13 protein-coding genes and 1 pseudogene are annotated in these 14,529 nt (G+C 72.0%); 3 read left to right on the top strand and 11 right to left on the bottom strand.

Annotation, left to right across the window (positions count from 1 at the left end; translation table 11 throughout):
• Entirely contained in the window at positions 1–453 is a 453-nt protein-coding gene (locus GA0070616_RS01760; RefSeq protein WP_091075162.1) for an ABA4-like family protein, read from the bottom strand.
• Positions 450–1,376 carry a hypothetical protein gene (locus GA0070616_RS01755; RefSeq protein ID WP_091075160.1) on the bottom strand — a complete coding sequence of 309 codons (927 nt, stop codon included), beginning with the start codon at positions 1,374–1,376 and terminating at the stop codon, positions 450–452. The genes GA0070616_RS01760 and GA0070616_RS01755 overlap by 4 nt, the downstream gene beginning before the upstream one ends.
• A gap of 170 nt (positions 1,377–1,546) precedes the next feature.
• On the opposite strand from GA0070616_RS01755, the pseudogene GA0070616_RS01750 reads away from it, so the two are divergent.
• Positions 1,547–2,038 (top strand): annotated as a pseudogene (locus tag GA0070616_RS01750) (sigma factor-like helix-turn-helix DNA-binding protein); the annotation flags it as partial.
• 84 nt (positions 2,039–2,122) lie between these two features.
• Here the strand turns inward: GA0070616_RS01750 and GA0070616_RS01745 are convergent.
• The 9 genes from GA0070616_RS01745 to GA0070616_RS01705 all read right to left on the bottom strand — a co-directional run bounded on the left by GA0070616_RS01745 (position 2,123) and on the right by GA0070616_RS01705 (position 11,834).
• Complete coding sequence (locus GA0070616_RS01745) at positions 2,123–3,775, bottom strand: glycoside hydrolase family 27 protein (protein ID WP_091075158.1); 1,653 nt, start codon at positions 3,773–3,775, stop codon at positions 2,123–2,125.
• 154 nt (positions 3,776–3,929) lie between these two features.
• On the bottom strand, positions 3,930–6,680 hold the full coding sequence (locus GA0070616_RS01740) for a beta-L-arabinofuranosidase domain-containing protein (protein WP_091075156.1): 2,751 nt from the start codon (positions 6,678–6,680) through the stop codon (positions 3,930–3,932).
• Between the two features lie 571 nt (positions 6,681–7,251).
• Positions 7,252–7,638, bottom strand: coding sequence for a hypothetical protein (locus GA0070616_RS01735; RefSeq protein WP_245712613.1), 387 nt, complete (start codon positions 7,636–7,638; stop codon positions 7,252–7,254).
• Positions 7,639–7,877: 239 nt separating this feature from the next.
• Positions 7,878–8,498 carry an L-threonylcarbamoyladenylate synthase gene (locus GA0070616_RS01730; RefSeq protein ID WP_091075154.1) on the bottom strand — a complete coding sequence of 207 codons (621 nt, stop codon included), beginning with the start codon at positions 8,496–8,498 and terminating at the stop codon, positions 7,878–7,880.
• Between the two features lie 159 nt (positions 8,499–8,657).
• Entirely contained in the window at positions 8,658–9,464 is an 807-nt protein-coding gene (locus GA0070616_RS01725) for a shikimate dehydrogenase family protein (protein WP_091089660.1), read from the bottom strand.
• Complete coding sequence (locus tag GA0070616_RS01720) at positions 9,461–10,021, bottom strand: NADPH-dependent FMN reductase (protein ID WP_091075153.1); 561 nt, start codon at positions 10,019–10,021, stop codon at positions 9,461–9,463. Before GA0070616_RS01720 ends, GA0070616_RS01725 begins: the two co-directional genes overlap by 4 nt.
• Positions 10,018–10,971, bottom strand: a complete 954-nt coding sequence (locus tag GA0070616_RS01715; protein ID WP_091075151.1) for an ROK family protein — start codon at positions 10,969–10,971, stop codon at positions 10,018–10,020. The genes GA0070616_RS01720 and GA0070616_RS01715 overlap by 4 nt, the downstream gene beginning before the upstream one ends.
• Positions 10,972–10,975: 4 nt before the next feature.
• The gene (locus GA0070616_RS01710) at positions 10,976–11,329 is read right to left on the bottom strand and encodes a DoxX family protein (RefSeq protein WP_091075149.1); all 354 of its coding nucleotides are present in this window, start codon (positions 11,327–11,329) and stop codon (positions 10,976–10,978) included.
• 73 nt (positions 11,330–11,402) lie between these two features.
• Positions 11,403–11,834: a type II 3-dehydroquinate dehydratase gene (locus GA0070616_RS01705; RefSeq protein WP_091075147.1), complete on the bottom strand. Its 432-nt coding sequence runs from the start codon at positions 11,832–11,834 to the stop codon at positions 11,403–11,405.
• Between the two features lie 378 nt (positions 11,835–12,212).
• Between GA0070616_RS01705 and GA0070616_RS01700 the strand changes: the two genes are divergently transcribed.
• Both GA0070616_RS01700 and GA0070616_RS01695 read left to right on the top strand, forming a co-directional pair.
• Positions 12,213–13,376, top strand: coding sequence for a DegT/DnrJ/EryC1/StrS family aminotransferase (locus GA0070616_RS01700; RefSeq protein WP_091075145.1), 1,164 nt, complete (start codon positions 12,213–12,215; stop codon positions 13,374–13,376).
• Entirely contained in the window at positions 13,373–14,500 is a 1,128-nt protein-coding gene (locus GA0070616_RS01695) for a Gfo/Idh/MocA family protein (protein WP_091075142.1), read from the top strand. The genes GA0070616_RS01700 and GA0070616_RS01695 overlap by 4 nt, the downstream gene beginning before the upstream one ends.
• Positions 14,501–14,529: the final 29 nt, after the last annotated feature.

Here is a 14,529-nt window from a genome sequence, read left to right as displayed (position 1 = left end):
TCAGCCTAGGGGCTGGCGCTCGGAGCCGGCATCCTGCGGCCGGGCCCACCTGAGGCGCACCCCGAGGTAGACGGCCAACCCGAGCGGCCCCAGCAGGATCGTCAGCACCAGGACCGGGGCCATGACCAGCGCCGGCACGCGCCGTTCCCGACTGTCCAGCCACGCCCACCGCCCGACGAACAGGTCGAATCCGATCATGTGCGCCCAGCCCGCAGCCGCCCCGGTGTCGGTGCCGAGCAGGTCGCGTACCCCGTCCAGGGTCGGCGACGTGACGGCCGGCAGCACGTCGCCCATCGCCGGGATCACCAGCAGCCCGTAGATCACCACGACCGGCAGCACGATCAGCGGCGACCTGACGATCCGTTCGGTCCAGGACCAGCGCGGAAGCAGGATCATCAGCGCCCAGAACGGCGCGGCCACCGCGAAACTCAGCTCGAACAGCACGCCGGTCACGCCGCCAGCACCAGTTCCGGGCGACGACGGTGGGCCACGACCACCCCGGCGGCGGTCGCGGTCGCGGCCACCAGGGCTGCCACCGCGCCGAGGGTGGCCGGGTCCGGGCGCAGCAGCGGCTGCCCGCGCAGGGCCTGCCAGGTCAACAGCATCGTGAGTACGCCGTACGCCGCGCCCGCGACCACCAGCAGCCGTACGCGGGTCCGCTCGTCCAGTCGTGTCCCGAGCCGCTGCAGCAGGATCGCCAGGATCGGCAGCACCTGCAACGCGTGCAGCCCCACGAAATGCCCGATACGCAGGTCACCGCCGGTGGTGCTCCATCCGACCAGCGGCAGCCCGGGTCCGCCGTCGGGCACACCGACGCTGTGCGCCCCGGTGATCCCCTCGACTGCCGGGGCCTGGCTTGCCCGCACCATCGGTATCGCGACCAGCATCCCCAGGCTGGACAGGCCGATCCCGAGCCCTACCGCCACCCTGGTGGCCCGGTCCCTGACCGGGCGGAACAGCAACGCGACACCGATGACGACGTGCGCCCCGAACAACACCATGATCGACGCGCCCATCACCTGCCACATGACGGTGTCGAACGGGGTCGTGCCGTTGTAGTGGCTCGTCGTGCCGCGCAGCACCTGCACGACGATCACCACCAGCTCGGCCAGCGACATGGCGACGATGACGGTCGCCGACCATTCCGCGACCCGGCTACGGCGCCGCAACTGCGACAGCATCCAGGCGAGGGTGACGCCGTACAACCCGAAGGAGACGGCGAACTTCAACGGCTTGAGCCAGATCGGCACGCCGGTGAGAATGCGCGGATCGGTGAACACGCCGACGGCGGCGACGACGGTGAGCACCGCCATCGCCGAGGTGAGGAGCATGAGCGGGCGGTGCCAGTGGGCCGCCCGGCGCAACGCGGTAGTCATACCTGTAGAGACTCGTCACCGCGCCTGCGCGCCGCGTCCGACCGCAGGCCCCGGTCGCGGCCGACGGTCGGAGACGATCTCCTCCCCTGGGAGGAGACCGACCGGTCGCCACGCCCGGATCAGCCGCCGAGGGCCACCGGATCTTCGCCGGCGACCTCGCGGCACCCGGCACGGCCACCCGACGCTTCGGGAACCTCGACGTCGCCGAGGAGATGACCGCCGAGGCGTTCGCGATCGCCGTCGAGCGCTGGCCGGTCGACGGCGTTCCGCGCAACCCCGGCGGGTGGCTCACCGTCACCGCCCACCGCAGGGGCGTCGACCGGATGTGGCGCGAGGTCAGGCGCGAAGAGAAACAGAAGGAGGCACTGCTGCTGTCGGACACCTCCGAGCCGCTCGGTGTCGTCGACGACGATCGGCTCCGACTCATCTTCACCTGCTGCCACCCCGCTCTCGCCGTGGAGGCGCGGGTCGCGCTGACCCTGCGGATGGTCGGCGGGCTCACCGTGCCCGAGATCGCCCACGCCTTCCTGGTCCAGGAGCCCACCATGGGCCGGCGGATCACCCGCGCCAAGGCGAAGATCAGAGTGGCGAGGATCCCCTACGGCGTACCGCTACGCGAGGACCTCCCGGCCCGGGTCACCGGGGTGCTCGCCGTCCTCCACAGCTGGCCGAGCCGTGAATCACAGGGCGGACCTGATGACCACCGACGCGGGCCGGGCCGGTCGCGTCCGGCACGGGCGCGGCCGTCACACGCGGCTCCACCGCTGGTTGGTGCCGCCGTGACAGGTCCAGAGGATCACCGTGGTTCCGTTCGCCGTGCCGGCGTTGTTCACGTCCAGGCACAGCGCCGGGAAGCGGCCGTTGCTGACAGTGCCGTCACCGGTGAACGTCCACTGCTGGTTGGCGCCCCCGTGGCAGTCCCAGATCTGCACCCGGGTGCCGTTGGCCGCGTCGAGCGGCACGTCCAGGCACTTACCGAGCATCCGCAGCGTCTGACCGTTCTGGCTGATCCGCTGGTTGGCGTTGCCGTGGCAGTCCCAGACCAGCGCCCCGGTGCCGTTGGCGGTCTGGGAGTTGTCGACGTCGAGGCACCGGCCGGCCGAATTACTGCGCAGCCGGAACGTGGTCGGCGGCGGAGGGTCGGTGGTGCCGCCGCCGCTGATCCGGTAGACCACCGTGCCGTGGGCCGGGACGCTCGCGGAGATGGCTCCGGTGGTGGTGGCGGTGCCGTTGGTCCACGCGTCCCGCAGGGTGAACGAGGTGCCGGTCTTGCCGATCGCCGCCGCCGTGGTGGAGATCGTCGTGGTGGAGCTGCCCTGGTTGAACAGGGCGACGGCGACGTCACCGTTGCCCAGCCGTTTGGCCAGCACCCGCCGGGTGCCGTCATGGGAGACCTGCACCGCCTGGCGTCCGAGCGCATCCTGGTTGATCGCGATCAGGTGCTGGTTGCGCAGGATGTTCAACGTCGCGGTGTTCGCCGAGCGCAGGTCGTTGCCCATCATCAGTGGCGCCGCCATCATCGCCCACAGCGCGAAGTGGCTGCGCATCTCGGTGTCGGTCATACCGCCGTTGCCGACCTCCAGCATGTCCGGGTCGTTGAAGCCGCCCGGCGCGGCGTGACCGGCCAGGGGCACGTTGACGTCGACGATGTTCTGGATGCCCATCGGGTAGCCGTTGGTCTGGCCGGTGTTCCACGCGTTGGTGATGTCCTCGGTGGTCCGCCAGAGGTTCGCCACATCGCTCCAGTCGCGCTGCGGCCCGGTCTTGGAGTGGATGCTGTTCGGGTTGATGCTGTAGACGATCGGCCGGCCGGTGGCCGCCAGCGCGTCGCGCATGATGGCGAACCTCGCCACCTGGTCGTCGATGGTCCCGGTGGGGGAGCACCAGTCGTACTTCAGGTAGTCGACGCCCCAGGCGGCGAACTGCCGCGCGTCCTGGTGTTCGTGGCCGAGGCTGCCGGTGGAGCCGGGAAAGGTGTCGAAGTACTGGGCGCAGGTCTGGTCCAGCGGCGACTGGTAGATGCCGAACAGCAGACCCCGGGAGTGCAGGTAGTCGCCGAGGGCCTTCATCCCGCTCGGGAACCGCTGGGGATGGGCCTGGAGGTTGCCCTGCGCGTCCCGGTTCGGATCGAACCAGCAGTCGTCGACGACGACGTACCTGTACCCCTGCTCCCGCAGGCCGTTGTCGACGATCGCGTCGGCCGTCTGCCGGATGAGGGTCTCGTTGATGTCGCAGCCGAACGTGTTCCAGGTGTTCCAGCCCATCGGTGGGGTGCGGGCGACACCGTTGTCCAGTGCCTGCGCCGGGCGGGGTGCCGCGGCCGGTCCGGCGACGGCTGTCACGAGGATGGCCGTCAGCACACCCAGGACCGCCGGCGCCGATGTCCTGCGTCCACGCATGTGAGTTGCTCCTTGTGATCGGATCCGACAGGCCGCTACCGCGCTGTGTTCGAGGACCGCCGCGCCGGGTCGTCGCTGACCCGGCCGGTCAGCTGTGGTCACCACGGGTGCGGGCCGTCGGCCCGTACCCGTGGCTCAGACCCGTACCCGTGGCTCAGATGAAGCGCCAGCGCTGGTCGGCGGCCGCACGGTCGTCGCCGAGGACGATCCGCGCCCCCTGGCTGGTGGAGCCGCCGCTGACGCCGAGGACGCGACCACCGTGGGCGCACTGGATGCGGAAGTGGTCGCCGCCGCCGTGGCGCAGCCGCCACCGGTGGTCGGTGGCACCGTTGTCGGCCCACTGGACGATCCGGGCACCGGCGGCGGAGGCGCCGCCCTCGACGCCGAGCACCTTGCCGCTGTGTGAGTTCCGCAGCCGCAGGTAACCCCCGGTGTCCACGATCGCGGTCCAGAGGTGGTCGGCGGTGCCGGTGTCGCCCCACTGGATGACCGAGCCACCGTCGGCGGTGGACATGTCCTGTACGCCGAGCACGAGCCCACTGGCGAGGTTCTGGATCCGACGGGCCCCGTTCGGCACGAACCGCCACTGGTTGTCCAGGCTGCCGTTGTCGGGGTCCTGCACGGCCTGGGCACCCTGGCTGGTGGAGCCGCCGGAGATGGCGAGCAGCTTGCCGGTGTGCACGTTGCGCAGCTTGTGGGTGCCGTCGCCCACGTCGACGATCGTCCAGAGGTGGTCGGCGGTGCCGTTGTCTGCCCACTGGAGGACGCGGGCGTTGTCGGCGGTGGACATGTTCTCCACTCCGAGCACCTTCCCGCTGTGCGCGTTGCGCAGCTTGACGGCGGAGCCGTCGACCAGGATCTGCCAGTTGTGGTCGGCGGTGCCGGTGTCCCCCCACTGCAGGGCGAGGCCCCCGTCGGCCGTGGACATGTCCCGGATGCCGAGTACGAGGCCGCTGGCCGCGTTGACCAGACGGAAGCTGGCGTCGTTGCCGCCGCCTCCGCCGGTGTTCCAGTAGACCGTGTAGTTGTGCCCGTGGGCGTCGTGGAACGGCCCGAGACTGACGGTGGTGCCGTTGGCGACGGCGGTGAACGCCAGCGCGTTGCCGCCGGTCCTGGTGATGGACCCGGTGTTCAGCGCGGGCAGCCCGCTCAGGCTCGTGGTGCCGTAGTTGCCGGAGAGCACCACCGGGCCGTACGTGATCGCCTGTACCGCGGGGTCGTCGTTGGCGGCGACCATGAGGACCCGCATCGGCAGTCGCACCGTGACCACGTCCCCGGAGGCCCAGGAGCGGGTCAGGCTGGCGTAGCTGCCCGGCGTGGTGGCGATGGTCTGCGGTGTGCCGTTGACACTGACGGTCGCCCCGCTCGTCCACGCCGGGATCCGGATCCGCATCGTCCACGATCCGCCGACCGAGCCGGTGACGGTCAGGGTGGTGGTGTCGCTGACCGGGTACGAGGTGGACTGGGTGACCGTGATCCCGCGCTGGGTCCAGGTCAGCACCGACGGCATGAACAGGTTGACCGTCAGGGTGGTGCCGTTGTGGAAGTAGACGGCGTCCATCAGCGTGGTGTTGCTCTCCAGCCCGGTGCCCTGGCAGCACCAGAAGGAGTCGTAGTCGGTGCTCCACGTGCCGCCGCCCCACGCCGGGCCCACACCGCGCCGGCCGCCCGGTTGCAGTGGCGTGAAGTAGGTGATGTGGCCGTGGTTGTCGGTGGGATTCTGCGCCCCGATCAGATGGTTGAGCAGGGCCCGCTCGTAGAAGTCGAAGTACGCGGCCCGGTCGGGGTCCAGTTGCCACAGCTCCCGCGTCAGCCTGAGCATGTTGTACGTGTTGCACGCCTCGCAGGTGTCGTTGCGCAGGTAGCCGGCGATGGCGTTGGGGGCCCGGAAGTGTTCGGCCTGACTGTTGCCGCCGATCACGTAGCTGTGGGCGTTCACCGTGAGGTTCCACGCGTTGGTGGCGATGTCCCGGTACCGGGTGGTACCGGTGGCCTTGTACTCCCGTGCCGCGCCGATCCACTTGGGCACCTGCGTGTTGGCGTGCAGCCCGTTGAGCTGGTCCTGGTTCGCCGCGAGCGGGTTGAACACGGCGGCGTGGTCGAACCGTCGGGCGGCGGTCAGCCACCGCGCGTCACCGGTCTGCTGGTACAGATCGGTCAGCACCGCGTTCATGCCGCCGAACTCGGTGCCCAGCATGGCCTGCATCTGGTTGGCGGTGAGTCGTCCGGTGCGCCAGTCGACCCAGCCGGCGAGCGCCAGCAGCACGTCACGGGCCTGCGTGTTGCCGATGAGGCGCCACACGTCGAGCAGGCCGGCCAACGTCTTGTGGATGCAGTAGTACGGCACGTTGCCGTTGGTCAGCGTGCGGGCCTCGAGGGCGCTGAAGTCGGCTTCGGGGAACCCCGACAGGTAGCCGGTGTGGAAGCCGGCGGCCGGGTTGTTCGCCTGGCACTTCGCCAGTTCGGCGACCAGGTGGTTGGCCTTGTCCCGGCAGGTGGTGTCGCCGAGCACCGCCCACGCCTGCGCCCACGCGGTCAGGAAGTGCCCCTGGACGTGGGTGCGGAACGGGAACGTCGGGGCGTCCCAGCCGCCGTTCGGCGCGGCACCGGCGGTGGACAGCCGGTGGTTGGCGCGGAAGTTGTAGAGCAGCCGGTTGACGTCGACGAACCGCAGGTAGTTCAGCGTGCGGCTCTGGTTGTCGTGCCAGCGGCTGCCGGTCAGCCGGACCTGGCCGGGCTCGAACGCGTACGCCGAGACGCCGATGTCGGACCGGACCGGGGGCAGCGCCGCCCGGGCGGCGTCCCCACCGGCGAGGGGCCCGACGGCTGACCCGACCGCGGAGGCGATGGCGGTCGCACCGGCGGCCCGTAGGACAGATCGACGGTTCAGGGAAGGAGAGGGCATCGCGGCCTCCGTAGCCTCGGGTCAGTCGCCATTCGTCAAGTCGGTGGACCGCCACGGCGTCGCCGGGTGTCACCCGCACACCGGCCGGACGGTCGTCGATCAGGGATGACGGCCCTCGTAGAGCCATCCGAACACCTCGATGTTATCGTTAACATACTCAGCATCGGACCTGCCCGCAAGACCTCGGCGCCCCAGAACGACCCGCGCCGGAAACCCCGCCGTAACCCGTCAGAACCGTCGCTCTGTCGGGCGTACCGGCGGTTGTTCGGGTGCCGCCCGGAAGCGCCCGCCGCGCCGCAGCCACACCGAGCCCTGCGTACGCCCGGCCAACCCCGACCACTGGCCGGAATCCAACCGCCCTCGCCTCGACGGTGGAGGTCGCGGTCGATGTGCCTGCTGACACGCACCCCGGCGCGGACGGACCGGGCCGGATCGTTGCCGATCCGGCTCCGGTCGGTGGCTGCACGGGATGGACCACCGGGCTCCGGGTGATCACCCGGAGCCCGGTGGTCCCGTCAGCCGTGTCGCTGCTGCTGGCCCGACGTCGGCCGCAGCCGAGTAGCGGTCAGCCTCAGACCTGGGTCTGGCCGGGGCACCACTCCAGAGAGCCCCCGTCGTTCAGCAGGTCGTCTCGGATCCAGCCGCCGACCTTCGTCTGCACGTTGACGACGTAGGTCCACGTGTCGATACCGTTGATGTCCAGCGCGTAGCAGTGGTAGTCGAGCGACTGGCTGGAGTACGAGATGCCGGCGATCGCGCAGCGGGTGCTGGACCCGACGCGCATGTTGGCGGACCCGGTGGTGTGGTGGCCGCCGGTGGTGTCGATGTCCGTCGGTGCGGCTCTGCCGCAGCTCCAGTGAGCAGACGCCGGTGCGGGGGCGATGACCGCGCCGGTGGCGATCAGTGCGATCGTGGCTGCGGCGACCGTCAGGGGCCGTCGGATAGTCGTCCTGGTCACTCTGCTTCTCCTCCGTGCGGCGTAGGGACGCGCTGGCCGAGCCTTCGTTGGCACCACGCCCTACGGGGTTCGGCGGCTCGATCGAGCATCGACCGCGATGAGAACATCGTGGCTGGCCCAGGTTGACCGGGAGCGCCATGAGGTTGTCGATGAACGCCCACCCTGTGCGGGTGACCTACGCGCTGGCGGTAGGTGCCGGTGGGGAAGGCGGCGACGGTGGCCCGACGGGCGGCGCGGTGTTACTCGAAGGGGGAGGGGTCGCCGGCGCCCCGGCGCAGCACCTCAGGCTCCGAGCCCGACAGGTCCACCACCGTCGTGGGTTCGCTGCCGCAGTCCCCGGCGTCGACCACGGCGTCGAGGAGGTGGTCCAGCCGCTCCTTGATCTCCCAGCCCTGCGTCATCGGCTCCTCGTCGCCGGGCAGGATGAGGGTGCTCGACACCAGTGGCTCCCCCAACTCGGCCAGCAGCGCCTGCACGACCGGGTGCCGGGGTACGCGGACACCGACGGTGCGCTTACGTGGGTGCAGCATCCGGCGGGGAACCTCGGGGGTGGCCGGCAGGATGAACGTGTAACTGCCCGGTGTGGACGCCTTGACCATGCGGAAGACGGCGTTGCTGACGTGTACGAACCGGCCGAGTTGGGCGAAGTCCCGGCACACGAGCGTGAAGTGGTGCCGCTCGTCGAGCCGGCGGATCTCCCGGATCCGGGCCAGTCCCTCCCGGTTGCCGATCCGGCACCCGAACGCGAAGCACGAGTCCGTCGGGTATGCCACCAGTCCGCCGTCACGGATCAGGTCGGCGATCTGGCGGACGGCCCGGGGCTGCGGATTGTCCGGGTGCACGTCGTAGTACCTCGCCATGGACAGAGACTAGCCGTCCCGGTACGCGAACTCCGCCGGGCCGGCGGAGGTGGCGGCCTGGTCGGCGCGCACCGCTGACCCGAGATCCGGTCCGCGTCCGACCGGACCGCCCTGACCCGTGCACAGGCTGACCGGTGCCCCGAAGCGGATCGGGGGCGGTCACAGCCCGAAGAACTCCAGGTAGGAGTCGATCTGCTGGGCGAGCATCGGCTCACCGGGGTGCCCGGCCAGCTGCCGCTGCCGCGCCGCCCTCAGCAGCGGTGTCTCGGCCGGAGACATGATGATCTCGGCGACCACGGCGTGTGCCGGCAGGTCGGCGACGGGGAACGGCAGCGGGTCGTCCGGCCGCAGGCCCAGCGGGGTCGCGTTGACGACGAGGTCGACGTCGGCCAACCGTGGCCGGGTCGCGGCGTCCACCCGCCCGGGGTACGCGTCGGACAGCCGCCGTCGCAACGTGTCGAGGCGGCCGGCATCCGTGTCGACCAGGCACAGCCCGGCCACGCCGGCGTCGAGCAGAGCGACGGCGATCGCGCTGCCCGCCCCGCCCGCCCCCACCACGCAGGTTCGCAGCCCGTGGGGACGGTGTCCGCCCGCCACGAGGCCGCGCACGAAACCCACACCGTCGAAGGTGTCCGCCGACCAGCTGCCGTCGGGTTCCCGACGCAGGGCGTTGACACTGCCGGCCAGGCGGGCCCGGGCGGTGACCCGGTCGGCGAGCGTCAGGGCCGTCGCCTTGTGCGGCACGGTGACCAGGATGCCGTGCACGTTGACCACCCGCCGCAGCCCGTCGACCACCGGCGCGACGTCGCCCGGTGCCACGTGCATCGGGACCAGCACGGCGTCGGTGCCGCGCCGCGCCAGCACCGGATTGAGCAGACCGGGTGCGCGTACCTGGGCGATCGGATCACCGAGCAGCACGTACACCCGGGTCGCGCCGCCGATCACGGGCGTGGGCGCGGCGGTCACGGCCGGCGTAGCCCGCGCAGCGCCCGACCCCACGCCACGACCTGGTCGAGCATGGCCGACACCGCCGCCTCCTGGTGGGCGGCGGGCCGGAAGTCGCGGAACGCCACGAAATCGGTGTGCAGGGACAGCGCCACCTGCGAGCGGACGTCGGCCACCTCCACCTGGGCGAGCACCAGCCGCAGGTGCTCGGCGGCGCGGGTGCCGCCGTGCATGCCGTAACTGACCAGGCCGGCGGACTTGTTGTGCCACTCCTGGTAGAGGTAGTCGACGGCGTCCTTGAGCACGCCGGGGATCGAGTGGTTGTACTCCGGGGTCACGAAGACGAACGCGTCGAGGGCGGCGATGGTGCCCGCCCACCGGCGGACCGTGGGGTTCGTGGACGGACCGATCGACGGTGGCAGCGGCGAGTCGAGGTGCGGCAGGCGGTGATCGCGCAGGTCGACCAGTTCCGCCGTGGCGTCGTCCCGTTTGGCGGCGATGTCGCGCACCCACCGGGCCACGGCGTCGGACTTGCGGCCGGGGCGGGTGCTGCCGGCGATGACGCCGATTCTGATCATCGTGGAGTCTCCTCCGCTGTGGGGTCGGATCGGTCACCGGCGGTTCCGGTGGCGAGGTCACGGGCCAGCCAGAGGGCGCCGTGCAGCGACGACAGCCCGCCGAGGGCGGCGGCCTGCACCACCGGCGCGGGCCGCCCGGGGCGGCCGGCCCGGCGTGCCGCCTGCCCGACCAGGTCGACGAAGCCGGGCAGCCCGCTGGCGAAGCCACCGCCCAGGACCGCCGTCGTCGGGGCCAGCAGCTCGCCGAGGCTCACCACGGCCGTCGCCAGCGCGACGCCGCTGTCATGGACCGCGTCGACCGCCCACGGCCGGCCGTCGCGCAGCCCGGTCCGCAGGTCGTCGAAGGTCACCTCCCGCCCTCGGGCGTGAGCGGCGCGACGCAGGGTGGCCGGACCCGAGGCGATCGACTGGAGGCAGCCGGTACGGCCGCAGTCGCACACCGTGCCGTCGAGGTCGACGACGACATGACCGACCTCCGCGGACGCGCGGCCCGGCACGAGCCGACCATCCAGCACCACACCGCCGCCGACCCCGGTGCCCACACCCAGGTAGACCAGGTTGTCCCGGCAGGCGTGCCGGGCCTCGGCGAGCGCGGCGAGGTCACCGTCGTCGGCGTACGCCGCCGGGCAGTCGGGGACCAGCCGCCGCAGCGTCCCGGCAAGGTCCAGGCCGGTCCAGCTCGGCCGGCCCGGCCAGGTCGTCACGGTGCCGGCGACGTCGGTCGACGCAGGCATGGCGACGCCGACCGCGTGCACCGGACCCCACGCCGCGCGCAGCGCCGTCAGCTCGGCGTGCAGGGCCGCCAGGTCGGCATCCAGAGTGCCGCCCGCCGGCCAGCGGAACGTCCGTTCGTACGCCGGCCGGCCGGCCGCCTCCGCCCGCAGCGCGACCTTGGTGCCGCCGACGTCGACACCGAGCACGCCCACGGCGGCACCCCGCGTGGCCGGCACCCGGTCAGCCGTTCGCCACGTGCAGGACGGCGAGCGCGGCCGCGGCAAGGGCGAAGGCCAGCGGCACCAGGGTCACCGGCAACGGGTCCCTGGCGCGGGCGTGGTAGACGACCGCACCGATCATCTGCAGGGTCACGCCGATCGCGGCGGCGACTCCGACCGGCCACCAGAGCAGGCCGAGCAGCAGGCCGACCACGGCGGCGATCTCCAGCACACCGAGCAGCCGGGTGAGGCCGGCGGAGACGCCGAGATGGGACATCCGGTCACGCATCTGCGCCTGGCCGGTGAGCTTCGGAACGGCCACGGCCAGGAACACCGAGGCGAGGATGACGGTCAGCGTGATGATGGCGATGCGCACGGAGTGTCCTTCGTGTAGTGGCTGAGGTGCCGACGACCGTACCGAAGGCTGTCGATCCCTCTCGGTGGGCCGCTCATTCGACGGTGTTCACCAGGGCGCGGGCGGCCAGCCGGTAGCCCAGCGCACCAAGTCCGGCGATCAAGCCGCTGGCGAGCGGGGCGAGGACCGACTCGTGCCGGAAGCTCTCCCGGGCCCAGACGTTGGACAGGTGGACCTCGAGCCACGGCCGGGGGTAGTTCGCCAGCGCGTCCCGCAGCCCCCACCCGGCGATCATCAGCGCACCGGGATTGACGATCGCGCCCACACTGTCGTAGTTGTCCTGCACGGCGCGGATCAGCCCGCACTCACAGTCGTGCTGCTCCGCGACGACCCGCCAGCCGCGCGCCGAGACCTCCTCGGCGACCGCCCGCTCGACGTCCTCAAGGGTGTCGGTGCCGTAGATCTCCGGCTGCCGCCGACCGAGGATGCCCAGGTTCGGGCCGTTCAACAGGAGCACGTCGGACACGGTTCACCTCACGGGAGCGGCCCCGTCCGCGACGGAACCGACGACAGTGTCGACAGTATCGCCCAGGCGCGCAGGCCGTCGTTCGGGTCGCCGGCCCGGCTAAGGGGTGGTTAGGGGCCGCTAGGGGCGCGGCACCGGGCCGCCCGCCCACCCGGGTCGGCCGGCACCCGGCTAAGGGTTGGGTAGGGGCTGTTAGGGGAGGTGAGCGGCCTGCCGGGTCCGTTAGCGTCCATCGCGAGCAGTGCACTCGCCGTGATCGGCGACGGCGTCCGCCTCGAACCCGACCGAGCGGCCCGGGTCCCACCCGGCGCCCGCGGGACGGCGCGCAGCCGCGGGACAGCCAGACCGCTGGTCCTCCTGGATTGGGATGTGGAAGTCATGAGTGGTGAGCCGTCGACGGTGCCGGAGTTCCCCGAGTGGCCGCAGTTCGGCGACGAGGAGCGGGCCGGTCTGATCCGCGCTCTCGACCAGGGCCAGTGGTGGCGGGTCGGCGGCAACGAGGTGGACACCTTCGAGGCCGAGTTCGGGGCCTACCACGGCAGTCCGCACGCCCTCGCCGTCACCAACGGCACGCACGCCCTGGAGGTCGCCCTGGAGGTGCTCGGCGTCGGACCGGGCACCGAGGTGATCGTCCCGGCGTTCACCTTCATCTCGTCGTCGCTGGCCGCCCAGCGCCTCGGTGCCGTTGCCGTGCCCGTCGACGTCGACCTCGACACGTACTGTGTCGATCCGGCCGCGGTCGCCGCCGCCATCACCGACCGCACCAAGGTGATCATGCCGGTGCACATGGCCGGCCAGTTCGCCGACATGGACGCGCTGGACAAGGTCGCCGCCGACGCCGGGGTGGCGCTGCTCCAGGACGCTGCGCACGCCCACGGCGCGCAGTGGCAGGGTCGGCGGGTCGGCGAACTGGGCTCCGTAGCCGCGTTCAGCTTCCAGAACGGCAAGCTGATGACCGCCGGTGAGGGCGGCGCGGTGCTCTTCCCCGACGCGGAACTGCTCGAACGCGCCTTCCTGGTGCACAGCTGCGGCCGGCCCCGCACCGACCGGGACTACCTGCACCGCACCAGCGGGTCGAACTACCGGATGAACGAGTTCAGCGCCGCCGTGCTGCGCGCCCAACTGACCCGGCTCGACGCCCAGATCGCGGTCCGCGAACAACGGTGGCCGCTGCTGGCCAGCCTGCTCGCCGAGATCCCGGGCGTGGTGCCGCAGGGCCGCGACGAGCGCGGCGACCGTAACCCCCACTACATGGCCATGTTCCGTATCCCCGGCATCACCGTGCAGCGTCGCCGCGCCGTGGTGGACGCCCTCATCGCCCGTGGGGTGCCGGCCTTCGTGGCCTTCCGGGCCATCTACCGCTGCGACGGCTTCTGGGAGGCCGGGGCACCTGACGAGACCGTCGACCAGATCGCGGCCCGCTGCCCCAACGTGGAGCAGATCCACTCCGACTGCGTCTGGTTGCACCACCGCACCCTGCTCGGCACCGAACAGCAGATGCACGACATCGCCGCCGTGCTCACCGACGTCCTCGCCGGATGACCACTGCCCCTGCGGCCGGCGCATCCCCGGTCCGGACCGCCGTGGTCGGTCTCGGCTGGGCCGGCCGGGAGATCTGGCTGCCGCGGCTCGCCGCGCACCCGGCCTTCCAGGTGACGGCGCTGGTCGATCCGCAGGCGGCGGTCCGCGACCGGGCCCGCGCGATCCACGCCGTGCCCGCCGCGTACGCCGACATCGACGACCTGCCCGCCGACGCGGCCGACCTCGTGGTCGTGGCCGTGCCCAACCACCTGCACACCGCCGTGGCGGCCCGGCTGCTGCGCCGGGGCGTGCCGGTGTTCCTGGAGAAGCCGGTCTGCCTGACCACCGCCGAGGCGGACCTGCTCGCCACCGCGGAACGCGCCGGCGGCGCGGTGCTGCTGGCCGGTAGCGCCGCCCGCTGGCGGGCCGACGTCCGCGCGCTCGTCGACGTGGCCGCCGAGCTGGGTCCGATCCGTCACGTCGACGTCGCCTGGGTCCGCGCCCGGGGGGTGCCCGACGCGGGCGGCTGGTTCACCCGCCGCGACCTGGCCGGCGGTGGTGCCCTCGTCGACCTCGGCTGGCACCTGCTCGACACGGCGCTGCCGCTGCTCGGCCCGACCCGGATCGTGCACGCCGTGGGCAGTGTCTCCGACGACTTCGTCAACGACAGCGCCGCCCAGGCGGCCTGGCGCAGTGACGCCACGACCGACGGCCGGACCCGCGGCGACGTCGAGGACACCGCGCGGGGATTCCTGCTCACCGCCGATGGCGCGTCCGTCGCCGTACACGCCTGCTGGGCGTCGCACGAGGCGCGGGACCGCACCACGATCACCGTCCAGGGTGTGGCCGGGTCGGCGACCCTGCGCTGCACGTTCGGCTTCAGCCCGAACCGGGAACCGACGCCGGTGCTCACCCGCACCCGCGACGGCGAAACCGTCCGGCTGCCGTTGCCCGACGAGCCGGTCGGCGCCGAGTACGACCGCCAACTCGACGCCCTGCCGGCACTGCTCGCCGACCCGGACAGTCGGGGAGCAGCCGCCGCGGAGGCACGCCGGACCATCGGCGTCATCGAACGCGTCTACGACTCCGCCCGGCCCACCGAGCCGCGGCGGCAGCATGCACTGGCGGGCCATCGCGACCGGTGAGAACCACCGGCGACCTCACTCGCTCCGGG

Origin of the sequence: Micromonospora nigra, from assembly GCF_900091585.1 — a bacterium.
In the GTDB taxonomy this organism is placed as follows: Bacteria; Actinomycetota; Actinomycetes; order Mycobacteriales; family Micromonosporaceae; genus Micromonospora; species Micromonospora nigra.
This window is presented reverse-complemented; position numbering and strand designations above follow the sequence as displayed.

Bases quoted from the DNA above. Each gene is read 5' to 3' on its own strand.
- GA0070616_RS01755 (WP_091075160.1), bottom strand. From the start codon at position 1,376: ATGACTACCGCGTTGCGCCGGGCGGCCCACTGGCACCGCCCGCTCATG.
- GA0070616_RS01745 (WP_091075158.1), bottom strand. From the start codon at position 3,775: ATGCGTGGACGCAGGACATCGGCGCCGGCGGTCCTGGGTGTGCTGACG.
- GA0070616_RS01740 (WP_091075156.1), bottom strand. From the start codon at position 6,680: ATGCCCTCTCCTTCCCTGAACCGTCGATCTGTCCTACGGGCCGCCGGT.
- GA0070616_RS01730 (WP_091075154.1), bottom strand. From the start codon at position 8,498: ATGGCGAGGTACTACGACGTGCACCCGGACAATCCGCAGCCCCGGGCC.
- GA0070616_RS01720 (WP_091075153.1), bottom strand. From the start codon at position 10,021: ATGATCAGAATCGGCGTCATCGCCGGCAGCACCCGCCCCGGCCGCAAG.
- GA0070616_RS01700 (WP_091075145.1), top strand. From the start codon at position 12,213: ATGAGTGGTGAGCCGTCGACGGTGCCGGAGTTCCCCGAGTGGCCGCAG.
- GA0070616_RS01695 (WP_091075142.1), top strand. From the start codon at position 13,373: ATGACCACTGCCCCTGCGGCCGGCGCATCCCCGGTCCGGACCGCCGTG.